This is a genomic window from Spirosoma sp. SC4-14 (assembly GCF_037201965.1).
GTDB lineage: Bacteria > Bacteroidota > Bacteroidia > Cytophagales > Spirosomataceae > Spirosoma.
The window spans coordinates 121,491-147,444 of sequence record NZ_CP147518.1 but is presented as its reverse complement, the minus strand read 5'-3'; the positions used below and the strand labels follow the sequence as shown (position 1 = coordinate 147,444).

Genomic DNA, 25,954 nt, shown 5'->3' with positions numbered 1-25,954 from the left:
GATAGCTCAAAAGGTAATACTGAGCAACTCGCCCCGTTCCGTTTCGGTAACAATCAAACCCAATTCACCCAGTGGATCGAAAGCGCAATTGGATGGGTTCTGCCCCGGCAATGTAATATCGCGTAGGAAATTCCCATCGGGCGAGAAAACCCGGATTATACCGGCACCATAAACAGCTACATATAAGTTGCCATCGGGACCAATTGTTAGCCCATCGGGACCAGGAATAGAGCTGCCTTCCGGAACCTCAATCACTGTTGTCCAAACACTAATATTTTCCCAGCTTAGCGCCTGGGCATCCCAGTAGCCCTGCCAGATCCGTTGCCGGTGAGTTTCACTGATTAGTAGGGTCTGTTCCCCCGGCAATACTGTCAGCCCATTTGGATAATCGAGCCCTTCGGCAATTATTTCTGGCAGACCAGTAGTTGGATAAACGCCCACGTAACCCGGTGCGTCTTCTTGTGGCGAGCCAGGACACGTAAATAGTAAGTTCCCCAACTGATCGAAACACAGATCATTGGGCCAGCCTAGTGGCTGGTTTCCAATACGATCAAGAACGGTTTCGATCGATTTTGATTCTATATTCATACGGCGTATTGCGTGAAATCCGGAATCACAAAACCAGATGTAGCTTCCCTGCACAATGGCTCCGTTTGGTCTGCCACCCGTATGAACTCGCGTGGTGTCGCCTTCCCGATCTCGACAAAACAACCCTTCCCCTTCCTGCTCAACACACCAGAGACAGCCAGATCCGTCAAATACAGGCCCCTCTGGAAAGAGCAACCCCGAAGCTAGTATACGTATTTCGTCCATACGTTTCTGCAAATTATGAATTCAATATGCCTGAGACGCTCATTCAAAAACTCAGCACAACATGCTTAAAATTCCAGAAAAAGTCTGGGACCAGTGCTGAGCAACAGTCTTTAAAAGCGCCATTGGCTACAATGTTTGACCCTAAAATCTACTCACTTACTATAGAAAAGTTAGAATAATGGCTCTTTGTTTAAGGAATGTCTCAAATTCTGTAAAAACTTTCCCTAAACCGTTGACTTATATTCATCTACAGGGCTTTTTCATAAAACAGTATCACCCCGGAGTGGTGGCATCTTAGTAGTCACAATTGGCATTTCCTGTCTTTCTAGCTCCCTAGGAGCGATAGCTGACGGAATCATGCCGCTCCTAGGGAGCTAGAAAGACACACACTGACTGAATAGCTACTACGATGACATGCCTACGGCATTGGTATGAAAAGCCCCGTATTCATCTATAAGCTCTAGAACGAGTAATTGCATTAAATCTTTTTTTTATTTATATTTTTAGTGCTCTCCCAACATGCTTCACTATGCGATTCAATTACATAATTGTAGGGGCAGGCTCGGCGGGCTGCGTGCTTGCCAATCGCCTATCGGCCGATCCATTGGTATCGGTCTTACTGCTGGAAGCTGGTGGCCCTGATACAAAACTAGAAATTCATATACCAGCGGCCTACTCCAAACTCAATGGAACGGCTGTAGATTGGGGGTTCTGGACCGAACCACAACTTGCGCTGAATGGGCGTCGAATGTATCAGCCCCGCGGGAAAACACTCGGAGGATGCAGTTCTACAAATGCAATGGCCTATGTTCGAGGCAACCGGCTCGACTACGACGACTGGGCTGCTTTAGGCAATACTGGTTGGGGATATCAAGATGTATTGCCTTATTTTATCCGATCAGAACATAATGAGCAGTATGCTCAACTTGATAGTCGTTATCATGGCAACGCAGGCCTCCTGAATGTATCCTATGCGACTCGCTACCAGACCCCTCTGGCCAGCGCTTTTGTTGAATCGTGCCAGCAAACGGGAATTTGTGCCAACCCAGACTGCAATGGGGCAGAACAAGACGGTGCAGGCTTTTTTCAGTTTACCATTAAAGATGGCAAACGGCATAGCGCAGCCACAGCCTTTCTGAGACCTGTACTCAGCCGCACGAATCTAACCGTTCTGACTCGTGCTCATACAACACAGGTTTTATTAAAAAACGATCGGGCTATTGGTGTTGAGTTTATTACCGGTAAACATCAAACGCAAACGGCTTATGCCGCAAATGAAGTAATCTTGTCGGCAGGGGCTTTCCAGTCTCCCCAGTTGCTGATGCTCTCGGGTATTGGCCCTGCCGATACACTACGGCAAGCCGGAATTTCCATAAAAAAAGAGCTGATTGGTGTTGGACAAAACCTACAGGATCATCTCTTTACAGGGGTTAGTAGTTTATGCTCCAAACGAGGTATATCGTCAAACTTTTACTTAAAACCTTTCAATCAGGTAAAGGCACTGGGGCAGTACTTTCTTTTTAAAAGAGGCCCAATGACAATCAGTCCACTCGAAGCAGTGGCTTTTCTGCGTACCAATTCCGGAAAAGACCGGCCAGACCTGCAGTTGCATTTTGCACCGGTTCATATGGGCGCTGATTATGCAGCCGATATGTATGATCTGACTACCTGGCCAACTACAGATGGCTACACCATTTTACCAACTCTATTGAAGCCTAAAAGCGCTGGCTACATAAGCTTACGCTCCAAAAACCCAACCGACGCCCCCATAATCCAGCCTAATTACCTTACTCATGAAGACGACCGGCATACGCTTATTAACGGTGTTCGGCAAGCCTTAGACATTATGCAGGCGAAGGCATTTGATCCTTTTCGATTACAACTGCAAACCCCGGCAAAACATCATTCTGACGACGATATCTGGAATCATATTTTGCAGCAGCTTGAAACTGTTTATCACCCGGTTGGAACGTGTAAAATGGGCCCAGCCGACGATGAAACCGCCGTTGTAGATAGTGCTTTACGAGTTCGGGGAATAGAGAATCTGCGCGTTGTCGATGCGTCGATAATGCCAACTATTGTATCAGGAAATACAAATGCACCCGTTGTAATGATTGCCGAAAAAGCGGTAGATTTAATTTCAGGCAAATCATCTGAAAATCTGATAGAACGTAATGCCTAATGGAAATTCAGAAGAGAACCAGTAGTTTTTCTACTGGTATTCAGCTAATTACGCAAATTTATATGACCTAGTAATTAACCAGCAGATTAATATTACGCTCAACTATTTCAAGAACGACAATATCGGGTTGTTCAGCTTTAACCAAATCCAGATCAAAGGCAGTATTGCGCACAATATACGTCTTACCGAAATAGTTGGGCACAAATTGATTCATACTAAAGCTGAATGAATCACCAATCATTAATAGTTTTGGCAGTTGAGGATGTTGGCCAATAAATCGGGAGCTGGCTAGTCCCATCTGACTATTGGGAGTATTCTCTATCTGATAAGCAGCCAGCGTAGAAACGGGTTTAATTTTATAAGTTACGGAATCCCTGAATTCTTTATTCAAAGCCAACATCGTTGTTAGGTCTCCACCCATTCCTCTCAGAACTTTAATCCGATAATCGTCCAGACTAGCCAAAGGAAGTTGAGGAAAATCGTTTCTGACACGATTAACCATGGCTAACGAAGCCACTAGCGAACCGAAATCGTTCCAATGTGTATCGGTCTGACAATAGACAGGCCGCTTTTTTTTAGCCTCTATTAGGGGCGTATAAACATCTATTAACGGGATGCTCGTATGTTGATTCAAATAGTGCTTAAACAAGTCAAAATTTGATTGTTTTGTGCTTTTTATAAAGTCGGGTAAATTTTCAGGATATACGGAATAGGAATCTGGCGCAACAAGCAGATAGAGTTTAGTATTTTGTTCGGCCAATTGGCGTTGAAAGTAAGCAAGTTTTTCTGCAATTGCTTTCATTGACGATAATGGCAATGGACAAATGCCCTGATGCTGGTCGGCCACTCGGTTGAGGCTATTGCCGGGATAGAACCAGCCATTTTTACCAACTACTACTTTCTCAGGCAACGGCGATTTGCCCAGTCCAACTAATTTCCAGTAACTATATGTATGAAAAAGTGCATTTCGCCATCCAAAATTTTCCTTATAGTACTGATCAAATTCATGGATGAATGTCATTATATGAGGAAACCTAAAGGTAGGAAATGGAGCCAGGATGCGTTTTTCAGTACTTTTAAATTTACTCGAAAAGCCAAACCATTGATCCATACTTGGCAACAGCAGTAAAATAGCGAAGCCCAAAGCGGTTATTCTGAAACGGTATTGTTTCAGACGAATTGGCTTAACTTTTTTACGAGGTATGGAAACGGTCATAAATAATTATGGCAATAATGTTACATATTTATTCAAAGTAAATAAACTATACAGAAATTTAAAATCGAAAATAAATAAAAGGATTGTACGTATCAGCTGCCAAATACATTACTGTACCAACAAAAAGTAGAATTAGACTAACAGTATAGAGCGAATCAAACAGAATCTGGAGTTTCTGAAACCGAAACCTAGTCTGTAATGCTTTGACCCATTCATGAAACCGATAATATACAGGCATTGCAAATAACAAGCCAAATAACAAGGTTATGATGGTTTCTATGTTTAGAAAATAAGAAAAAGGAAACGTGTTAACAGTTTCTGGCGGAACGAAACCGGCCATTTTTTTCAGGTACATTATGGCTTTCGGTAAATTTTCGGTCCGAAAAAATACCCAACCAATCATTACAACTACTATTGTGTAAATATAAGGAATTGGTGCCCACATTTTTTCGAGACGCCGGGCTAGCCCTGCACGCTCTATGAGCAAAAACAACCCATGATACAAGCCCCAAATAATAAAATTCCAACTAGCACCATGCCAGAGACCAGTCACAAAAAAGACAATAAGCAGGTTGCGATAGGTCTGTAATTTACTCCCTCTATTACCTCCCAAAGGAATATAAAGATAATCGCGAAACCAGCTTGAGAGAGAAATATGCCAGCGTCGCCAAAAATCCTGAATTGACCGGGCGATATATGGATAGTTGAAATTTTCCTTAAAATCAAATCCAACCATTTTTCCTAGCCCAATTGCCATGTCAGAATAGCCCGAAAAATCGAAGTAAATCTGAAGGCTATAAAAAACTATTCCGATCCAGGCCACCCCAGTCGAATAAGTAGTATCCGGAGCATTGAATATTGTATCGGCAACATTAGCGAATGTATTTGCCAGTAAAACTTTTTTAGCCAAACCAATAATGAAGCGTTCAGCACCAACCCCAAATTTTTCGACAGAAAGCGTACGGTCAATCAGTTCAGGAGCAATATCTGCATAGCGCACTATAGGGCCCGCAATTTGATGTGGAAACATGGCTATGTAGGTACCATAATCCAGAAAACTGCGATTCGCCTTAATGCGTCCCCAATACACATCCAAAGTATAAGATATCCCCTGAAATGTATAGAAACTTATCCCGATTGGCAAAGCAATCTGAGCCAGATTTATTGCATCAGTAATTGGCATCATAAAGACTTCAGCGAAGCCCTTTACCGAATCTACCAGGAAATTTGCATACTTATAATAGATCAGTAACGATAAACTACCTACCAAAGATAACGTTAACCCTGCCTTACGCTTCCCCTGTTCAATAAGCTTTCCTGCCAGAAAATTTATAAATGCCGATAATAACAAGACAAATACAATTACCGACTCGCCCCAGGCATAAAAAAACAGGCTGGCGGTAAATAAAAAAGCGTTTCGCCAATGATGGGGAATTATATAGTAGACAATTAAAAAAGATGGCAAAAACAAAAACAAAAAGATTGCCGAACTAAAAAGCATAGGTGTATTTTTAACAAAGGTTCTCCTGGATTGGTGAAGTTAATGTAAGGTTATCATTACGTGATAAGCCCTTTTATAAACTTGTATGTACCTTAGTGCTTTATATAAAAAATTAGCAAATGAAACTTCATCGCCCAAAATTTATAAAAATTTCTTAAACCCATTAATTCTAACTTAGAAAGCGGTTTTTTTTATGATAGATATTTATTTTACCTATGTGTTTAACCCTTTGGCTATGAGGCCCTTGGCGCAGCCACTACGAAATCCTGATGATGGTAACAATTATTGGCCTTCTAATCGCCAGGAGACTATTTTTGTTTATAGTACCATAGCCATCAAAACCAGATTAACGCATATGTATAATATACTTGCGTCCTTAATAACTCCGAAGCAGAAAAGTCTATCGAGTATTCATTACAGCAGCCAATTTAGGTGTTATAGCTACATTTTCCTACTTTATGTAGCTGTAACTCATTTTAGCTGTACTCCATTCGACCCATCCGATTTGCTTACAACCCCTAAAACGCCCGTTAATTGTATTACTCCCGATTGCCTGCCACAAACATATACCCGACACTTTCCCCCAACGATTCCACCTGCCATTCCGCAGGGGCTCCCAGTTCCAACATTTACTCAGGACAGTGGCAGTATCAATTATGGCGGAAAGGTGCCCCTATCTGCTACCGGAATGCCTACAGGAGCCGTATTTGAATACTCCTACGATAATGGCAAATCCTGGACCGTTGGTAGCCAGGTACCTATCATAAGCAAGAATACGGTTCTGGCCCGTACCCGCATTAATGACCTGGTATCGGAGCCAGCTTCCGCTAATTACTCTCTTTATTTTCAGCGAATGCTGGTGATTGGCAATAGCATCATGAGTCATGCGCCTTATCCGGAAGTTGGCTGGTACAACAATAATGGAATGGCGGCATCGGCTCCCGAAAAAGATTTTGTACACCTACTGAATGGCTATCTGCAAACGTTGTATCCGGCGGTAAATTATCAACTACAAACAGGCGGTAATTTTGAAAGGCAGTTTGGAGCGCCAGGCTACTCAATTGATGAATTTAACACTGTTCTCCAGCAGTATAAGCCAGATCTGATTATTGTTCGGATTGGTGAAAATGTGGACGAGGGCGATGTCTTTAGCCGAAACTTTGAACTCCAGTTCCGTAACTTATTGGATAAGCTTGCTACCTATAGCGGACAGCCGGTTAAAATTGTCTGTTCTACCAGCGTCTGGAACCGCCCTCAAACCGACATTTCAATCCGAAAAGTAACGCTGGAAAAAGGCTTTGCTCTGGCCGATTTACGTGAGATTGTTCCGCAAAGCAAGTACTTTGCCAGTCAGTATGCAAACCCATCGGTTGCAGCACACCCCAACGATTTAGGTATGCAACGAATCGCGGATTTAATTTGGCAACAAATTCCGTAAATCATACTCATAAAAAAGCACCGCTCTGCGCAGAGCGGTGCTTTTTTATGAGTATGATTCTCTTAGAAAAAGGATAGCCGAATAACAAGTGGGCTGCCATAAATATACTGCGACACACCCTGTGGATCGTTGTAATTCAGATTATATAGGGCGGTAAGATTTACCCCAAATCGGCGCGAAATGGGCTGAGAATAGGTTAGCCCGACTAAAGGTGCTGTTACACCCACACTACTTTTCTGGCTTGTCTGATCGTCGCGAACCTGAATGGAGCTATTCTCGATCTCCCCGTGCAAATACAGGTTTGGCAGAATAGACGGAATAAATTCATACATGGCAAACCCTCTTACACCAAACTGATTATAGGTAGTTGGCACATAATAAGGGGCTTTGTAATGCGTGTAGTTATACGTTCCGCCAATGCCCAGAATAAGCCGTTCGGTTGTTTGATAGGCAACTACTGGCGAAACACCCAAACTGAATGGATTGCCAAACCGGAAGCCGTTTATGCCACCACCAAACCGTAAGCGCTGCGAAAATGGTAAGGGATCGCCATCAATTGTCTGGGTTTTAAACGGGTCCTTGCCCTGGTCCCGACGGTCTTCGGGATCTTCGGTAAGTTGCCCAAAAGCAACACTACTACTCAATAGGCAAAGGACAAACAGTATCTTTTGAATATGACTCATGGTAGGTTTATATAAAATAGAACGAAATCAGAAGGTGAATTCTTTTACTTCGGGATCGTTTAACAATCGGTCAATGCATTTTTCATGATTTTTGGCTGTTCCGCCAACGCGCCAATGCCCAATCATATTGTCTCCCAACCGTTGCTGCTGCTGTCGGGTTGGCGAAAGACCACATTTTTCAAAAAAGGCTTCGTAATGGTCCAGCGTTTTGTTCCGAAACGGCGTTACAATCCGGTAATCGCGAGTCTGATTTAGTCGCTGAATCCATTTTGCTAACCGCGTCAGAAACAACAGAGAGCTCATAATCAGAACAAAACCAATCAGCGCAATATCGTAGTGTCGGCTACCGACGCACATACCCAGTGCCGAAACAGACCAGACCGTTGCTGCTGTTGTTAGCCCTTTAATGCGGCTTTCTTCCCGAAAAATAATACCTGCGCCCAAAAAACCGATTCCATTGACAATGTTAGCAGCAATTCGGTCGTCTCCGATTCGCTCCGATATGATAGTAAATAGCGCTGAGCCAATACAAATCATGATCATTGTTCGGAAGCCTGCCGATTTGCCATGGTATTCCCGCTCGGCCCCAATCAGGCCACCCATTAGCAAAGCAGCTACCAAGCCAATACTATCTTCATTAAAAAGATTCATTGGGTTCATTCATTATTACGGAATAAAACAGTTCCCCGTTGCAGCTGAAACCACAGGTATTTACACACATAGCTACGCTAACAAGAATTCGAATATCGAGAAACCATATCGTCAAATAAACCGTTAAAATTTAGATAGAGTTTACCCTACTGACTTAGAATGACTCAAAATTCGAAAACCGAACCACTGCGGTCGGTTGACTACCTCGACCCCAGGCAATTTATCATTATTAAGGGGGCGAAAGTACACAATCTGAAAGGAATTGATGTTGCTATTCCTCGTAATAAACTAGTTGTCCTGACTGGTCTGTCGGGTTCGGGTAAATCGTCGCTGGCATTCGACACCTTATTTGCCGAAGGGCAGCGCATGTACGTTGAAAGCTTAAGCAGCTATGCCCGTCAGTTTCTGGGCCGGATGGAAAAACCCGAAGTTGAATACATCAAAGGGGTTTCGCCAGCCATTGCCATCGAACAAAAAGTATCGACCCGAAACCCACGCTCTACGGTTGGAACGTCGACCGAAATTTATGATTATCTAAAATTGCTTTACGCCCGTGCGGGTATTACCTACTCGCCCATATCGGGTCATGAAGTTCGGAAAGATACGGTTACCGACGTTGTCAATTTTATTCACAGCTTCGAAGAAGGGCAGCGGATTATGATTCTGGCTCCGCTTCGTATCCGCGACGACCGAACGCTGGCCTATGAGCTGAATATTCTTCTGCAAAAAGGCTATACCCGTATTGTAGCCGATGGGCAGGTTTTACAGATCGAAGAGCTGCTGGAAAATCAAACGCAACAGGAAAATATCTTTTCTGCTCTCGAAATTTTAGTCGATCGCGGAACGGTTATTTATGACCCAAACGGCAATCCAGACGAAGATAATCTGTATCGGTTTTCTGATTCGGTACAAACCGCCTTTAACGAGGGCGATGGCTCTTGCCGTGTCGATGTGGTGGGCGTTGAGTCCCGGGGGTTCTCTGATAAGTTTGAGCTGGATGGTATTTCGTTCGAGGAGCCAAGTGTCAATCTATTTACGTTCAACAATCCGTATGGCGCATGCCGCCGGTGCGATGGCTTCGGTAAAGTGCTGGGAATTGATCCCGATCTGGTTATTCCCGACAAAAACCTCTCCGTATTCGAAGGCGCTATTGCTCCGTGGCGGAGCGAAAAAATGAGCGAAGAATTTCTGAAACCGTTGCTCAAAAACGGCATTCGGTTCGATTTTCCGATTCATCGTCCATATAAAGATCTGACACCGGACGAACAGGAAGTGCTCTGGACCGGCAACCAATACTTCGACGGCTTGAACGGTTTTTTCGACTATGTAGAAAGCCAGACATTTAAAGTTCAGTATCGGGTTATGCTGTCTCGCTACCGGGGCAAAACCTCCTGCCCCGAATGCCGGGGATCGCGTTTACGGAAGGATGCGGGCTATGTAAAAATCGCAGGAAAATCAATCACCGATCTGGTTTTGATGCCTATTACGAAAGTAACCGCTTTTTTCAGAGACCTCAACCTTGCCGAGCACCAGCAGCAGGTTGCCAATCGAATTCTGATCGAAATCCGCAACCGACTCGATTATATGGAACGAGTCGGACTGGGCTACCTAACACTGAACCGGTTAACGAATACGCTTTCGGGGGGCGAATACCAGCGTATCAAACTGGCTACATCCTTGGGCTCGGCACTGGTAGGCTCAATGTATATTCTCGATGAACCCAGTATTGGCCTACACCCCCGCGACACCAAACGGCTGGTGAGTGTGCTCGAATCGCTCCGCGACATGGGCAATACCGTTATTGTGGTTGAACACGAAGAAGAAGTGATGAGGGCCGCCGATCAGTTGATCGACATTGGCCCGGAAGCGGGTTCGCTCGGTGGCCATCTGGTTTTCCAGGGTACCTGGGAGGAAGTGAAAAGTGAAGAGTTAAGAATGAAGAATACAGAAGAAAATAATTCGGTATCGCTTTCACTTCCTTCTCATACCCTCGATTTTCTGACTGGCCGCGAAACGGTAGAAGTGCCCCGATACCGACGGAGAGCTACGAATTTTATTGAGCTGAAAGGCGCGCGCGAAAACAACCTCAAAACCGTGAATGTACGGTTTCCGCTCAATACGCTTACGGTTGTTACGGGCGTATCGGGCTCGGGCAAAAGTACACTGATCAGAAAGGTGCTCTATCCGGCTCTTATGCGTCAGAAAGGAGAAGGTACTGAAGAAGCGGGCAAATACGACAGCCTGGAAGGCTCGATCGATCGTATTTCGGCCATTGAAATGATCGATCAGAATCCAATTGGCAAGTCGAGTCGGTCGAACCCGGTTACCTACATTAAAGCCTACGACTATCTGCGTCAGGTTATGGCCGATCAGCCTCTATCAAAGTCGCGTGGCTACAAACCAAGTCATTTTTCATTCAATGTCGACGGTGGCCGTTGCGAAGTCTGCCAGGGCGAGGGCGAGGTAAAGATTGAGATGCAGTTTATGGCCGACATCTACCTTAAATGCGAAGGATGTGGTGGCAAACGCTTCAAACAGGAAATACTGGAGGTGACACTACAGGACAAAAACGTGTCGGATATTCTGGACATGACTGTAGATGAAGCCATGGAGTTTTTCCGAAAAGCCGATTCCAAAATGGCTGATAAACTCCGGCCATTGCAGGAGGTTGGCCTTGGCTACATCGGGCTTGGCCAATCGGCGAATACGCTTTCGGGGGGCGAAGCGCAACGTGTAAAGCTGGCATCGTTTCTGAGCAAAGGCAATCCTAACAAAGGCAGCACGCTTTTCATATTCGATGAGCCTACAACGGGCTTACATTTTCACGATATCCGTAAGCTCCTGGCAGCCATCAATGCGCTTGTCGATCAGGGCGACTCAGTGATTATTATCGAGCACAATATGGAAGTGATCAAGAGTGCCGACCACATCATCGATCTTGGTCCCGAAGGTGGTGAAATGGGTGGCTATATCACGTTTACGGGTACGCCCGAAGAGATGGTGCAGCTTACTGAGCCCAACTACACTGCCGAGTTTCTGCGCGGAAAAATATAGCGAACGGTTGTTAATATTACTATGCTGTTAAGATTACAGACTTCCTGCTCTGGTGAGTAGGAAGTCTTCTGTATTCTTGTCAATTTTCGTACAGGAAACCTTGTATGCCGATGGGAGTCTTAAACACAGCAGCAAACCACTTCACTATTTGCCCAATAACAGGAGAACCAGCTAGTTATGACTTTCCGATGACAGATATTGATGGCTATGAGTATAGGCTTAAAACAATCAATCCGAATACGATTATTGTGATCACTACGAATCATTTCGGCGATGATCTGTTCGACGAATTACGCCCCGATGACGAAAACATTATTCAGCAGATACGAGAATTTGAAGGCCCCGTTTTTCTGATTCCGTTTGAGCTCTATTGAGCCAAAACTTACTGGTTATTTTACCGGTTTCAGCGTATACCCGGCTTTACGGAGCAGCTTAATCAGGCCATCGGGGCCGGGCAAATGAAGCGCACCCACGGCCACAAAAGTTGGGCGTAGGGCCATCAGAGCCGGGAGCTTTGCCATCCAGTTCTGGTTTCGTTCTTTTACCAGATACGATAGGTCGCCATATTTGGTTTCGTATTGCTGGCTCAGCTCCCACATGCCATCAATATTACCCGCCAGATAAAGATCCGTTAGTTTCTTACCTTCGCCCTGCATGTCGTCTTTTTCTTTAACCATTCTGACCAGATCGGCTGCCTGCTTGTCGACCGGATCATGATCGAGCAAATAGGTCATCTGCTGATCCATTGTTTCGAGTGGAGTCAGCACTTTCCCTTGTTTCTTCGCTTCAATCATAAAATACAGATCAAGCGGTTGCCCGCTGAACTGACGAAGCGTATCGACTTCTTTTTCTGTATAGCCTAAACTCAACATTGTGGAGGCCATAATCGGCTTCATCTGATTAAACATCGCCAGATCGTAGCCCGTTGTTTTCTTAAATTCATCAGCGACAAGCTGATAATCGGCCTCCGATAATAGTTTCTTCAAACTAGTACCGGGCATAATGGCCCGCATCGCCATGCTCAACATAGCCGTAGAGTCGACCGTTGTTTCGACCACAACGCCCTCCGATTTAGTAAATGTTGAGCGAACCGTAGGGGTTTTGTCGAGATAACTGTCTTTCAGAATATGGTATGTCCCGAACAGATAAGACGGCTGTTTCAACCCATTGCCCGACACTTCCCACAGCAGCGACTGAGCAACAACTGCTTTTGAAAACAGCAACAGGAGAACAAAGAAAATTCGCATGAAGAAAATAAAAAAAATGGTCTAAGATGATTCTGAAAAAGCCATTCCAGCTACTAACAGCGGCTGAACAGGATATTATTTTTATACAAAAAATAGTGCCGTTCACACTCGAATTTCGCTGCTTTATCTAATTTTTTGAGAAGCCCGGCAGCGGCTTACCTACTTTTGCGACACCATCTGTAATCATAAAACTACCCCGTATCCCTCCCAGTAATTTACAAACAACCGAATGAAAAGCAATACACTGACCAGGTTTCTCTGCCTGCTTATAGTTTTAGCCGGCAGCAGTTACACTCAAGCCCAGAGCGACCAGAACGCGCATGGCCTAACTAAGCCAGTACCTGCTCAACTTACCGTGAGCGGCTATATTAAAGATGCTGCCAATGGCGAAGGGCTGATTGGCGTATCGGTTTATGTGAAAGAAACCGGTACCGGAGCCGTTACCAACAGTTATGGGTTTTATGCTGTTACCGTTCCCGCGGGTAATTATAACCTTGTGATTTCTTATGTCGGTTACGAAAAACAGACAAAAACTGTAGCCCTGATCGATCGCAACGTTCGGCTCGATATTGAATTAAAAGAAGAAGGTAAGCAGCTTCAGGAAGTTGTGGTATCGACCCGGCGCGAAGACGATAACGTCAAAAATATAGAAATGAGCGTGAATCAGATTGATGTTAAGACGCTCAAACGAATACCGGCCCTCCTTGGCGAAGTTGATGTAGTGCGCAGCATTCAATTACTGCCGGGCGTTTCAACGGTTGGCGAAGGTGCTACTGGTTTTAACGTTCGCGGGGGCAGCATCGACCAGAATCTGGTGTTGCTCGATGAAGCCCCAGTTTATAATTCATCCCACCTCTTTGGCTTTTTCTCGGTTTTCAATCCCGATGCGGTCAAAGATGTTAAGCTCATAAAAGGAGGAATTCCGGCCAATTATGGTGGCCGCATTTCGTCCATTCTGGATGTTCGACTAAAAGAAGGAAATGCCAAAAAGCCCGAACTAAACGGTGGTATTGGACTTATTTTTAGCCGTTTATCTTACGAACGGCCACTCTTCAAAGGCAAAGGCTCGTTTATTGTTGCTGCTCGACGCTCGTATGCCGACATTCTTGCCCAACCTTTTTTGAATAGTGATTTGAAAGGAGCGAAATTCTATTTCTATGATCTGACGGCTAAAGGCAACTATCGAATCAATGATAAAAACATCGTATTTCTATCGGGCTATTTAGGCCGCGACGTGTTTGGGGCAGATTTTGGTTTCAACTGGGGCAATGCAACGGTTTCGGCCCGTTGGAATCATGTGTTCAGCGACCGCCTGTTTCTGAACACAACAGCCTACTACAGCAATTATGATTATTCGCTCAACACGGACCTGAAGCAGAAAAAACCGAATGACTATTTCAGGACCGATTCGCGCATTGTCGATTATAGCTTAAAACCTGATTTTTCGCTGTTTCTGGGCAAAAATACCATTACGTTTGGTGGCCAGGCCATTGTTCATGATTTCCAGCCCGGTACGGCAACAGCTGCCAGCGCCGGTGCTATCCGCACATTCGGGCTTGCCAACAAATACGCACTCGAAAATGCGCTGTATGTAGGCAACGAGCAACAACTGACCTCGCGGTTGCAACTACAGTATGGCCTGCGGTATTCGCTCTTCAACTACATTGGCACCGGCGAAGCCTACACCTTTGCGACCGACGTTGCGGCAGGTCAGCGGAAACCACTGGTGTCTACGCAAACCTACAAACGGGGTGAGGTAATCCAGACCTATGGAAACTGGGAGCCCCGCTTTTCGGCTAAATACGAACTCCAAAATAACAGTTCGTTCAAACTGAGCTACAACCGAACAGCCCAATACATTCACCTGATTTCCAACACAACCGCATCGACGCCACTGGACGTCTGGACGCCATCGTCCAACAACATCCGCCCGCAAGTTGCCGATCAGCTTGCCGGTGGCTACTTCAAAAACTTTGGCAAATCGGGTAGCGAGTTCGAAGCATCGGTCGAAGTATATTACAAATGGCTTCAGAACCAGATCGACTACATCGACGGTGCGAATCTGATTCTGAATAAATACCTGGAAGGCGATCTGCTCAACGGCAAAGGCCGGGCCTACGGTGCCGAATTTTTCATAAAACGCACAACCGGCGTTGTCAACGGCTGGATCAGCTATACACTGGCCAAAACCGAACGGCAGGTCGATGGCATCAATAATGGTAAATGGTATCCAACCCGTTTCGACAAACGCCATACGCTTACATCGGTGCTGTTGTTCGACCCACCGAATGCCAAACGCTGGAATTTCTCAGCTACGTTTACCCTGGCCAGTGGTACGCCCGGCACGTTTCCAACCAATCGATTCGAATATGAAGGGTATGTAACACCTGTATACGACGGCCGCAATAACTACCGCATTCCAGCCTATCATCGACTCGATCTGGCGGCAACCCTACAGGGGCGAAAACGACCGGGCAAGCGCAAAGAAGATAACTGGGTCTTTTCGGTCTACAACGTCTATGCCCGCAAGAACCCGTTCTCGGTTTACTTCCAGCCCAATGCCGACAATCCGCAGGTAACGGAAGCCATCAAGTATTCGGTGTTTGCGACGCTCATCCCATCGGTAACCTACAACTTTAAGTTTTAGTAAAGATGCAACGATACCTTTTAATCCCCTGCTTACTGCTAACCGTTTTGTTTCTGAACAGTTGCGAAACCGTTATTGATGCCAAACTCGATACGGGTACATCGCAGTTATCGGTCGATGCCACCATTACCGATCAGCCCGGCCCGCAAACCATCCGACTGACGCAAACATCAGCCTATTTCGATAGCAGCACACCGCCAGCGGCTCTCAGCGCAACCGTTACGGTTACCGACGATGCTGGCAAATCTTATTCATTCACTGACCCCGACAACGACGGTTATTATGTGTGGCAACCTACTGGCAACGATACGCTCGGCCACATTGGCCGGACCTATCAACTGAATATTGCGTTTCAGGGCGAAACCTATCAATCCAGTTCTAAACTAAACCGCGTTCCAACGGTCGATTCGATCACGTTCGTAAAAACGAAACTGAACCCATTCTCGAAAACCGAAGGCTACCAGGGCGAATTTTATGCCCGCGATCTGCCAGGCGCGACGGATTACTGCCGGGTTAAGTTTTACCGAAACGGCGAACTTCAAAACAAACCCGGTAACATCATATTGGCTCAGGACGGTGCTTTTCAGGGAAGTGCCGATACCGATGGGCTGATGTTTATCCTGCCCATTCGCCAGTCGATTAACCCCGACAGTCTGTATACCTTCAACGATGTCGTTAAGGTTGAGATACAATCACTTCCGAAAGAAGCGTTTGAGTTCTGGCAGGAGTTACGCACACAGATTACGAACGGTGGTTTATTCGCAACTCCCCCAACCAATGTGCCTACAAACATCGTAAATACGAATACTGCGGGAAAAAAAGCCGTTGGTTTTTTTATCACCTCCGCCGTGCAGAGCCGAACAGCAAAGGTCGAAGAAGCAAACCTACGCCCCGATTTGTGATTAGCAGGTTAAAGCCTAAAAAACCTAAAAGGTCTTCGAGACCTTTTAGGTTTTTTAGGCTTTAACTTTATCAGATACTTTGCGCTTACGAAACCGCTCCAGTGCAGGCAGAAAGGTATTGCGTTCGATAACCAGCACAACAGCAACAAACAACCCAAACAGCGCCATATGATAGGGCACCGACAGCCATAGGTTCGGGATTTTGATGTATTCCGATGCGTAGATCAGCAGTCCCGCGCCTAAAATATAGCCAACCGCCGACCCTATATGATAGGGAACGGGATAATACTTCTCCCCTAGTCCGTAACAAATCACCATCATAAGAAAGCTCGATACCAGGAAGGCAATAGCACAGCCCATATAGCCCAGCAATGGAATAAGAACGATGTTTCCGGCTATGGTTATGGCAGCACCAATGATCGTAATGAGGGTTCCAAACTGGGTTTTGTCGCTGAGCTTAAACCAGAATGAGATGTTATAGTAAACACCCAGAAACAGATTGGCTAGCAACAAAAGCGGAACCACGGGCAAACCGGGTCGGTACTTCTTCGAAACCAGTAACCCCACCACATCCAGATTCAGGCTAACGCCCACCCAAATCAGCACACAAACGATAATAAACCACTTCGTTACGTCGGCCAGTAGCTTGGGCGAGTTTTTATCTTCGGCACGGGAGAAAAAAAACGGATCGGCCGCAAACTTAAACGACTGAATGACCAGGGCCATAAACACCGATAGTTTCAGGCAGTTACCATAAATGCCGAGGGCATCTTTGCTGGTCAGCCCCGGATAAAAATTGTCGGGTAGCCAGTGCTGCAAAAACAGCCGGTCGGTCATAGAGTTAACGAACCCTGCCAGACTCGTTAGCATCAGCGGAGCCGCGTAGATCAGCATTGTTTTTGCTTCGTCCTTATTGAGCCGGAATCGAAACCCTTCGAAAGCATCCCGTAGCAGCACAAAATACGTAGCGTTGCCCAACAAATTAGCCAGAATGATATAGCCCGGACCAATACTCGGATAATAAATCAGGTCGATTACCGGCTTCAGGACCGACAGGTATTTTCCGTTATAAACATCCCGACAGAAGATCAGGAAAAACACATTCAGCGCCACCACAATCAGAATGTTAATAATTTTTGCCTGAACAAATCGACGAGCCCGATTCTCGACCCGCAGGCGGGCAAAGGGAATGGCCATTATGGCATCGATAGCCACAATCAGTGCCACCCAGATAACCGACAATTCCTGTCCCGGATAATCGAGCCACACAACAATTTTGGGTGTGAGCAGAATGATCAGTATTGAAAAGAAAGCGCTGATGATGAAGACAATGCTCAGTGTTTCGTCGAATACCTTGATTTTGTCTTCTGGCCGACGGGCGGCAAAGCGAAAAAATGCGGTTTCAAGCCCAAACGTATAGACAACCAGCAGAATGGCAACCCAGCTATATAATTCTACGTTCGACGCCATCTCTTCGGGGCGCGTGAACACATACGTTTGCAACGGAACCAGCGCAAAATTGAGCATACGCCCTAAAATGGTGCTCACACCGTAAAGGGCCGTATCGCTGGCTAATTTTTTAAATGTACTCATGAGTAGGTTTCCCGGCGAACGACTCTGGCTTTTGTAACCTGACTTTCGTGCTGTGGGCTCACAAAGTTAAGACGTTTGGTTATCTTTGTGGCTCAGGCCGGTAGAGTCTCTTGTATGTTTGGCCTAACTTGATCATTAATTTCAGAAACAGCACTATAGCTGTTTCAACCGACAGCATGTCCCTCAAAATTTCCTCAGCGCTGATTTCCGTTTATTACAAAGACGGGCTCGAACCATTAGTACGGCTTTTGCACGAACAAAACGTACGGCTCTACTCAACTGGCGGCACCCAGGCATTTATCGAACAGCTCGGAATTCCGGTAACGGCCGTTGAAGACCTTACGGGCTATCCGTCTATTTTTGGCGGCCGGGTAAAAACGCTTCATCCGGCGGTTATGGGAGGTATTTTATACCGTCGTGAACTCCCCGAAGATCTGGCACAGGCCGAACGTCATCGGATTCCGCCAATCGATATGGCCGTGGTCGATCTGTATCCGTTTGAAGAAACGGTTGCCTCGGGCGCATCAGATGAAGATATCATCGAAAAAATTGACATTGGTGGCATTTCGCTCATTCGGGCGGCAGCCAAAAACCATAAAGATGTCCTCATCGTTTCGTCGCGGAATCAATACGCCGATGTTGTAAACCTGCTGACCAACAAAAATGGCGCAACCGACCTGAGCGACCGTCGGCAGTATGCCCAAGAAGCCTTTGGTATAACCTCGCACTACGACACTGCCATTCAGGCTTATTTTGCCAAAGACGATAGCCAGTCGGCAAACGAAGTGGCTATCACCGACTTCAAAAATCTGCCTGCCAATCACCTGCGCTACGGCGAAAACCCACATCAGCAGGCTACGTTCTACGGCGATCTGAACGCCATGTTCGAGAAACTGCACGGCAAAGAGCTGTCGTACAACAATCTGGTCGATGTTGATGCCTGTGTAGGCTTAATTGATGAGTTCGATACAGCGGCTGGCACCACATTTGCCATCATTAAACACACCAATGCCTGCGGTATTGCTACGGCTCCGACGGCTAAAGATGCCTACCTGAATGCACTGGCCTGCGATCCGGTTTCGGCCTTTGGTGGTGTTATCATCACCAATACGCCAGTCGATCTGGCAACGGCCCAAGAACTCAATAAGCTGTTTATGGAGATTCTGATTGCACCAGACTTTGCACCAGAAGCACTCGACCTGCTGAAATCGAAAAAGAACCGGATTTTACTGAAACGTAAGGCTGTGGCTTTACCCACCATTATGTTCAAAACGGTTTTGAACGGCGTATTGGAGCAGGATAAAGACAATCAGACCGAAACAACCGCCCAGTTTAAGGTTGTAACGACAAAAGCGCCCAGCGATGCCGAAATGCAGGCCCTCGAATTTGCCTTAAAGGTTTGCAAGCATACTAAATCGAACACGATTGTGCTGGCCAAGAAAGATCAGTTGCTGGCCAGTGGAGTTGGGCAAACCTCCCGCGTAGATGCACTACGGCAGGCAATTGAGAAAGCGGGGTCGTTTGGTTTCGATCTGCAAGGCGCAGTAATGGCTTCCGACGCGTTTTTCCCCTTTCCTGACTGTGTTGAAATTGCCAGTCAGGCAGGTATTACGGCCGTTGTGCAACCCGGCGGATCGGTCCGCGACCAGGATTCGATCGATTACTGCAATGAGCACGAGCTGGCGATGGTTACGACCGGTGTAAGACATTTTAAACACTGACCAAGATTTATATGATTTAGCTGATTTTGTTTGATTATAAGCGCTTCTTTGAAGCGAAACAAATCAAACAAAATCAGCTAAATCATATAAATCCCGGTTCAGACACCTTATGCAACTATTATATACAATTTGGTGCGCTATTTATTTTGTACTACTGTATCTGATTCTATTTCCGGTACAGTATGTCTTTTTGCAGCGCGACGAATGGAAACCGTGGGCGCATAAGGTCAATTATATCTGGGGACGGTTATTTTTCTTCGGTATTGGTATGCCTATTCGGGTAGATTACCGCTATAAACCCGATCCGGAACAGGTGTATGTGTTCTGTGCAAATCATTTTTCGTATCTGGACATTGCCGCAATGGGCGTAATTGTGAAAAACTATTACGCCTTTGTTGGCAAAAGTGAGGTTAAGCACATTCCGCTACTGGGCTATATGTTCGCCAAACTACACGTGCAGGTCGATCGCGACCAGCCAAACAGTCGGGCTTATTCGCTGGCAAAATCGATTCGAACGCTGGCAGCAGGGCGCAGTATCATGATTTTCCCGGAAGGCGGTATTCGGGCTAAGCATCCGCCTAAAATGCATCATCCGTTCAAAGACGGCGCGTTTATTATGGCCATTCAGCAGCAGGTGCCTGTTGTTCCAATCACCTTGCTGAATAACTACAAGATTTTACCCGACACAAAAAAAGTTCGGTTCCATTGGTATCCGCTCCGGGCCGTGATTCACCCTCCTATCGCAACGGCTGGACTAACTCAGGAAAATGTAGAGTGGCTAAAAGAAGAAACCTACCGAATTATTGACGCTGAACTGACGAGTAAACAAACTGTAATTGCTTAAGGCGTTATACTTATTTATTCTATTTGCCATGAAAGTAGACCACGAGACCTTACATAAAATTGCCCATCTGGCCCGGCTCGAAGTACGTCCTGAAGAAGAAGCCGACTTGCTCAACAGTTTGAACGGCGTATTGACCTGGATGGAGCAACTCAACGAGCTGGACACTACCGGCGTTGAACCATTAACCCATATTTCGTCTGAAACCAACGTCCTGCGCGACGACGTAGTAGCCAATCACCTCCCCCGCGAACAGGCACTCGCCAACGCCCCTCAACATGACGAGCAGTTTTTCGAAGTACCGAAGGTGTTGGAGTAATCCGAACCGGGATTTATATGATTTAGCTGACTGACTTTGATTTTGTTTCGCTTCAAAGAAGCGCTTATAATCAAACAAAATCAAAGTCAGTCAGCTAAATCATATAAATCCCGGTTCGGACGGCCTCTGCTACTTCCTTCGGATGAAAAACCAGGCTGAAATGATCACCGGGGACTTCGGTATAGGGTTCGTTGGGGCGGGCAATGATGCTATCCCGGCGGGTATGAATGCGCAGGTCGGGCGATACGGTTAAGTGCGGGGCCTCGGCAAATAGAATTTGTAGTTGCCAGTATAGATACCCACGATTCATCTGTCGCATTCCTTCCATCAGGTTCTTGTACAACTCGAAAGACTCTGGAAACGGATATTGCTTCTGAAAAAACCGTAGTAACGGCCGGCTCTGCGTAACACCTGAAAACAGCAAAAATTTCAGAATACTCAGATTGTGAGTAGGTAAACGAATCTTTCTCTGATCGGTCCACGACGAAATCTGAATTACCGTTGCCTGTGTCAATTGTTTGATGTAGATAGCAATCCAGCCACCCATCGAATGACCGATTAATAGATCATTGGCCGTAATTGCATAGCGGTTGACTAAGTACTCAGCTACTTTCTGCACATTGATCTTTCCCGTCGGCTTCCAGTGCTGACATTCGTCGGCCAGGTCGATTCGGGTGAAATCCGATTGCGGCAATAAAGGCACAAGCTGATCGAAGATCGTTGGATCTTCCACATAACCGTGGAGCAGAAAAACACGTGGCATAAGCAAGCAAAACACGAACAATAAGGCTCGTACTGATTATTTCTTACGGAGAAAAGCTCGCGTTACGCCCAAATGGTTCAGACCAGAACCGGTTTTATGATTTTTCCGGCCACATCGGTCAGTCGGAACGGCCGCCCCTGAAACTGATAGGTAAGTTTAGTATGATCGAAACCAAGCAAATGCAGAATCGTGGCCTGTAGGTCATGAACATGCACCTGATCTTTTACGCCGTAGTAGCCAATATCGTCGGTTTCTCCGTACGAAAAGCCACGTTTGACACCGCCACCAGCCATCCAGACCGTAAACGCATCGAGGTGGTGATCGCGCCCCATGAAGGGTAATACCTGTCCGTCTCGGTTTTCCTGCATGGGTGTTCGTCCAAATTCGCCCCCCCACACAACCAGTGTATCGTCGAGCAACCCGCGTTGTTTTAAGTCGTTCAATAAAGCCGCCACAGCCTGATCCGACTCTTTACATTTGGTTCGAAGACCAATTTCAATGGCCCCATCGGCACTGGTTCCGTGGGTGTCCCAACCCCAGTCGAACAACTGCACAAACCGTACTCCGCGTTCCACCAGCCGCCGGGCCAGCAAACAGTTCCGGGCAAATGAGCCTTCGTTCGGATTGACACCATAACTGTCGAGAATGTACTGTGGTTCGCTCTTGATATCCATCGCTTCGGGAACCGACATTTGCATTCGAAAGGCCAGTTCATACTGCGCAATCCGGGTTAGTACTTCGGGGTCTTTCACATCTTCATACTGCTGCTGATTGATCTGATTAATAGCCTCAATCGTTTGTTTACGCATGTCCCGATCTATTCCGGCCGGATCCGACGCATACAGTACCGGATCGCCATCCGTACGACACTGAACGCCCTGATACACCGTTGGCAGAAAACCGCTTCCCCAGATCGACTTGCCCGCATCGGGCTGTTTACCTCCCGACGCCAGAACGATATAGCCAGGCAAATTATCGTTTTCGGTTCCAAGTCCATACGTAACCCACGACCCCATACTAGGCCTGCCCAATCGCGGGCTACCCGTATGCATCAGCAACTGCGCTGGTGCATGGTTAAACTGATCGGTGTGCATCGCTTTCAGAAACGTTACCTCATCGACTACACCCTGCAAATGCGGCAGATAATCCGACACCCAGGCCCCCGACTGGCCATATTGAGCAAACTTTCCTTGCGGACCAAGCATTTTCGGAACACCCCGGATAAAAGCAAACTTTTTGCCTTCGAGCAATTCCTGCGGGCAATCTTTCCCATGATACTTAGCCAGTTCGGGCTTATAATCGAAAAGCTCCAACTGGCTCGGCGAACCCGCCATATGAATGTAAATAACCCGTTGCGCCTTCGGCAAATACTGCGACGGATGTGGAGCGGTTGGTTCGCCGGATAAGGCCGTTGTAGCGCCTGTTACAGATTGAGAAGATGTTTTATCGAAAAAACCACAGCCGCCCAGCATCGAACCAAGTGCCATAGCGCCTAAACCGGTGGAGCAGGTATGCAGAAAATGCCGCCGGGTTTCGCGCTGAGCAGCGGCCTGTTGAAATTCGTTCAGAAGCTTGTTCATAGACTTTATTCTTTCGTAATCACCTCATCCAGATTCAGTATCGTATTGGCCGTTAGGGTCAATGCAGCTTGTTGTGGTGTAGCATCGGCCCGCGCCATGAATCGCTTTAGTTCATCCGGTTTTTGCCGGTAGTGTTGCTCTGCATTTCGGTATAACCGGGTAAGAACGGCCAGTTTTTTTTGAGACAGACCGTGCAACGTTACCCGTCTAAACCCAGCCTGTATCTGTTTGGCTGGCGTTTTTGCCTGTTGTTGCATATACTCAGCCAGACACTGAGCGGCTTCTACATAAACCGGGTCGTTAAGCGTTACGAGTGCCTGTAGTGGTGTATTGGTCCGAAGGCGTCGCAACTGGCAAAACTCCCGGCTGGGGCTATCGAAGGTAATCATTGACGGATAGGGCGCTGTTCGTTTCCAATACGTATACAAAGCTCGCCGGTGCAGATCTTCGCCCGTACTCTGGGTCCAGGTAGCACCATCATAGGGCGATTGCCAGATGCCATCGGGTTGAACGGGCATTACGCTCGGTCCGTACATTTTTTTGCTCAACAAGCCACTAACCGCCAGCGCCTGATCATGAACAGCTTCGGCCGACAACCGCACGCGCGGTCCACGGGCCAGCCATTTGTTGAATGGATCTTTAGCCAATAACTCCGCCGACACCTCCGAGCGCTGCCGATAGGTCGACGACATGACCATCTTTTTCAGCAGTTTCTTAACACTCCAATGATCTGTTTCCATGAACTCAACGGCCAGATAATCGAGCAGTTCACGATGAGTTGGAGGAATTCCCTGCGTACCCATATCTTCAACGGTTTCAACAATACCGGTTCCAAACAACTGCTCCCAGAACCGATTTACCGCAACCCGAGCCGTTAGCGGGTGTTCGCGGCTGACCATCCAGCGCGCTAATCCCAGTCGGTTTTTGGGCAGTTTCGCGTCCATAGCCGGGAAGGATTTGGGCACATCTGGCGTAACGGGTTTCTCTTTAACGAGCCAGTTACCACGCTGAAATACCCGCGTTTCACGAGCCAGATCGCCCGCACCATCGAGCATAATTGGCGTTTGTTCCGCGTCGGCATTCAGCAAATCGACCAGCATTTTTTCCTGATCGCCGATGGCATTTTGCGGCTGACCGGGCATAATTGGCAAAAATGACGCCCATTTAATTTGCACCCACTCCTTAGGCTTTGTTGGGCTAACCAGCGAAATATGGATGTTATGCTTACCCTGCACAATCGGCAGCGGAATCATCTGAATCGTATCATTCCAGGCATTACCGGTTTTGGGCACTGGTATTGTAGCCAGAATAGGACCATCCAGCTTATCTTGCCGGAAGGTTACAACGGCGTCAGGCGCGTTGGTGCCCCAGGCAATCAATAACCGAGGACGATTGGTTAAAGTCACGTTTTTGATCCGGGCCGATCCTTTATCCTGAAAACCAAAATACTTGGCATCGAGCAGCGATGCATTAACGAGCTGATCGAAGTCGTGCGAGTTAATTTTAGGTTCGGTTGTACGGACCAGCTTCGTGAAAAAATCGGCCTGAGTTTGAGCTTGCTTCGGGCTTGCTACGTGCGCAAGAACATATTGCCGCATCGTCTGCACCTTCAGCGAATCATCAGGCTTATAGAAGCGAAGAGTTGGCGTTTCGCTGGTTACGTCTTCGTCGCGCGCATTGTTGAAAAACGCCATGAACTTATAGTATTCCTCATTCACGAACGGATCGTAAGGATGGCTATGACACTGTACGCAGGCAAACGTCGTGCCCTGCCAGACATCCCAGGTGGTATTGACCCGATCCAGCACGGCCGCCACCCGAAACTCTTCGTCCTGCGTGCCGCCCTCATCGTTGTTCATCGTATTGCGATGAAAACCCGTTGCCACCAATTGATCATCAGTTGGATTAGGCAGTAAATCGCCCGCCAGTTGTTCAACCGTAAACTCATCGAATGGCTTATCGTCATTGAAGGCTTTAATCAGCCAGTCACGATAGCGCCAGATTTTACGGCCACCATCGCGCTCATAGCCTTTCGTATCGGCATAGCGTGCCAGATCGAGCCACATACCAGCCCATCGCTCGCCATAAGCCGGTGATTTTAGTAAGCGGTCGACCACTTTCTCGTAAGCATCCGGTGATTTATCGCCCACAAAAGCAACTACTTCCTGTTCGGTAGGCGGCAAACCTGTCAAATCGAGCGACAACCGCCGAATTAGGGCGGGTCGGTCGGCTTCGGCTGATGGCTTTAGCTGTTCGGTTTTTAGTTTATCGAGAATAAAGAGGTCGATTTTGTTAGTTGCCCATTGGGTTTCGTCATTTTCTGAAATACCCAACCGACTCCAGAACGTGCCAATTTTCGGCACGTCGGGCCGTTCAGCCCGCTGATATGCCCAATGGTCTCCCCACTCGGCCCCCTGATCAATCCATTTGCGGAGCGTTTCTATTTCATCGGGCTTAAGCGGTGGGTGTTCCAGCGGCATCCGCTCTTCCGGATCGGAAAGAGTCAACCGCCGAATCATTTCACTGGCGTCGGCATCGCCCGGAATAATGGCCGGTTTGCCCGATTTAGCCGGTGCTACGGCTTCATGTCGGAACAAGAGCGAAAAGCCAGATGCTTTTTTTACCCCCCCATGACAGGCAATGCAATTTTTATTCAGGAGTGGTTTAACCTGAGTATTGTAATCTACCCGGTGTTCGAATACACCAAGAAACGCCGACAGCATCGCTATAGCGGTGATACCAATTGCGCCCAGAATAAACCATTGCGTTCTCATGGCCAGCGAATAAACGAACTATGTCAGAT

Annotated in this window: 19 protein-coding genes; 9 read left to right on the top strand and 10 right to left on the bottom strand. The window is 46.9% G+C overall.

Annotated elements, in window-relative coordinates; all coding sequences use genetic code 11:
* Window positions 1-6: 6 nt before the first annotated feature.
* The gene (locus tag WBJ53_RS00550) at window positions 7-813 is read right to left on the bottom strand and encodes an SMP-30/gluconolactonase/LRE family protein (RefSeq protein WP_338874103.1); all 807 of its coding nucleotides are present in this window, start codon (window positions 811-813) and stop codon (window positions 7-9) included.
* Between the two features lie 529 nt (window positions 814-1,342).
* Here WBJ53_RS00550 and WBJ53_RS00545 point away from each other — a divergent pair.
* Window positions 1,343-2,995: a GMC family oxidoreductase N-terminal domain-containing protein gene (locus WBJ53_RS00545; RefSeq protein WP_338874102.1), complete on the top strand. Its 1,653-nt coding sequence runs from the start codon at window positions 1,343-1,345 to the stop codon at window positions 2,993-2,995.
* 67 nt (window positions 2,996-3,062) lie between these two features.
* On the opposite strand, the gene WBJ53_RS00540 is transcribed toward WBJ53_RS00545, so the two are convergent.
* Window positions 3,063-4,211, bottom strand: coding sequence for a hypothetical protein (locus WBJ53_RS00540; RefSeq protein WP_338874101.1), 1,149 nt, complete (start codon window positions 4,209-4,211; stop codon window positions 3,063-3,065).
* Window positions 4,212-4,269: 58 nt separating this feature from the next.
* Window positions 4,270-5,712, bottom strand: coding sequence for an MBOAT family O-acyltransferase (locus WBJ53_RS00535; protein ID WP_338874100.1), 1,443 nt, complete (start codon window positions 5,710-5,712; stop codon window positions 4,270-4,272).
* 505 nt (window positions 5,713-6,217) lie between these two features.
* Here WBJ53_RS00535 and WBJ53_RS00530 point away from each other — a divergent pair.
* A complete protein-coding gene (locus WBJ53_RS00530) occupies window positions 6,218-7,150 on the top strand; it encodes an SGNH/GDSL hydrolase family protein (protein WP_338874099.1) in 933 nt (310 codons plus the stop codon).
* A 62-nt stretch (window positions 7,151-7,212) separates the two neighbouring features.
* Here the strand turns inward: WBJ53_RS00530 and WBJ53_RS00525 are convergent, their stop codons facing one another.
* Both WBJ53_RS00525 and WBJ53_RS00520 read right to left on the bottom strand, forming a co-directional pair.
* Entirely contained in the window at window positions 7,213-7,833 is a 621-nt protein-coding gene (locus WBJ53_RS00525; protein WP_338874098.1) for a hypothetical protein, read from the bottom strand.
* Between the two features lie 27 nt (window positions 7,834-7,860).
* On the bottom strand, window positions 7,861-8,484 hold the full coding sequence (locus WBJ53_RS00520; protein ID WP_338874097.1) for an MgtC/SapB family protein: 624 nt from the start codon (window positions 8,482-8,484) through the stop codon (window positions 7,861-7,863).
* Between the two features lie 159 nt (window positions 8,485-8,643).
* On the opposite strand from WBJ53_RS00520, the gene uvrA reads away from it, so the two are divergent.
* Together uvrA and WBJ53_RS00510 are read left to right on the top strand one after the other, a co-directional pair.
* Window positions 8,644-11,538, top strand: a complete 2,895-nt coding sequence (gene uvrA, locus WBJ53_RS00515; RefSeq protein WP_338874096.1) for an excinuclease ABC subunit UvrA — start codon at window positions 8,644-8,646, stop codon at window positions 11,536-11,538.
* Window positions 11,539-11,726: 188 nt separating this feature from the next.
* On the top strand, window positions 11,727-11,912 hold the full coding sequence (locus WBJ53_RS00510; protein ID WP_338874095.1) for a hypothetical protein: 186 nt from the start codon (window positions 11,727-11,729) through the stop codon (window positions 11,910-11,912).
* 15 nt (window positions 11,913-11,927) lie between these two features.
* Here WBJ53_RS00510 and WBJ53_RS00505 read toward each other — a convergent pair whose 3' ends face one another.
* On the bottom strand, window positions 11,928-12,785 hold the full coding sequence (locus WBJ53_RS00505) for a TraB/GumN family protein (protein WP_338874094.1): 858 nt from the start codon (window positions 12,783-12,785) through the stop codon (window positions 11,928-11,930).
* 229 nt (window positions 12,786-13,014) lie between these two features.
* On the opposite strand from WBJ53_RS00505, the gene WBJ53_RS00500 reads away from it, so the two are divergent.
* Window positions 13,015-15,432 carry a carboxypeptidase-like regulatory domain-containing protein gene (locus WBJ53_RS00500; RefSeq protein WP_338874093.1) on the top strand — a complete coding sequence of 806 codons (2,418 nt, stop codon included), beginning with the start codon at window positions 13,015-13,017 and terminating at the stop codon, window positions 15,430-15,432.
* A gap of 5 nt (window positions 15,433-15,437) precedes the next feature.
* Complete coding sequence (locus WBJ53_RS00495; RefSeq protein ID WP_338874092.1) at window positions 15,438-16,334, top strand: DUF4249 domain-containing protein; 897 nt, start codon at window positions 15,438-15,440, stop codon at window positions 16,332-16,334.
* A 54-nt stretch (window positions 16,335-16,388) separates the two neighbouring features.
* Here WBJ53_RS00495 and WBJ53_RS00490 read toward each other — a convergent pair whose 3' ends face one another.
* Window positions 16,389-17,927 carry an oligosaccharide flippase family protein gene (locus WBJ53_RS00490; protein ID WP_338874091.1) on the bottom strand — a complete coding sequence of 513 codons (1,539 nt, stop codon included), beginning with the start codon at window positions 17,925-17,927 and terminating at the stop codon, window positions 16,389-16,391.
* A 176-nt stretch (window positions 17,928-18,103) separates the two neighbouring features.
* On the opposite strand from WBJ53_RS00490, the gene purH reads away from it, so the two are divergent.
* The 3 genes from purH to gatC all read left to right on the top strand — a co-directional run bounded on the left by purH (window position 18,104) and on the right by gatC (window position 20,808).
* Window positions 18,104-19,648 (top strand): bifunctional phosphoribosylaminoimidazolecarboxamide formyltransferase/IMP cyclohydrolase, encoded by a 1,545-nt coding sequence (purH, locus tag WBJ53_RS00485; RefSeq protein WP_338874090.1) that lies wholly within the window; start codon window positions 18,104-18,106, stop codon window positions 19,646-19,648.
* Between the two features lie 109 nt (window positions 19,649-19,757).
* Entirely contained in the window at window positions 19,758-20,492 is a 735-nt protein-coding gene (locus tag WBJ53_RS00480; RefSeq protein ID WP_338874089.1) for a lysophospholipid acyltransferase family protein, read from the top strand.
* 28 nt (window positions 20,493-20,520) lie between these two features.
* Entirely contained in the window at window positions 20,521-20,808 is a 288-nt protein-coding gene (gene gatC, locus WBJ53_RS00475) for an Asp-tRNA(Asn)/Glu-tRNA(Gln) amidotransferase subunit GatC (RefSeq protein ID WP_338874088.1), read from the top strand.
* A 94-nt stretch (window positions 20,809-20,902) separates the two neighbouring features.
* Here gatC and WBJ53_RS00470 read toward each other — a convergent pair whose 3' ends face one another.
* The 3 genes from WBJ53_RS00470 to WBJ53_RS00460 all read right to left on the bottom strand — a co-directional run bounded on the left by WBJ53_RS00470 (window position 20,903) and on the right by WBJ53_RS00460 (window position 25,925).
* Entirely contained in the window at window positions 20,903-21,571 is a 669-nt protein-coding gene (locus tag WBJ53_RS00470) for an alpha/beta hydrolase (protein ID WP_338874087.1), read from the bottom strand.
* Window positions 21,572-21,648: 77 nt separating this feature from the next.
* A complete protein-coding gene (locus tag WBJ53_RS00465) occupies window positions 21,649-23,151 on the bottom strand; it encodes a DUF1501 domain-containing protein (RefSeq protein ID WP_338874086.1) in 1,503 nt (500 codons plus the stop codon).
* Between the two features lie 5 nt (window positions 23,152-23,156).
* Window positions 23,157-25,925, bottom strand: coding sequence for a DUF1553 domain-containing protein (locus WBJ53_RS00460; protein ID WP_338874085.1), 2,769 nt, complete (start codon window positions 25,923-25,925; stop codon window positions 23,157-23,159).
* Window positions 25,926-25,954 lie beyond the last annotated feature (29 nt).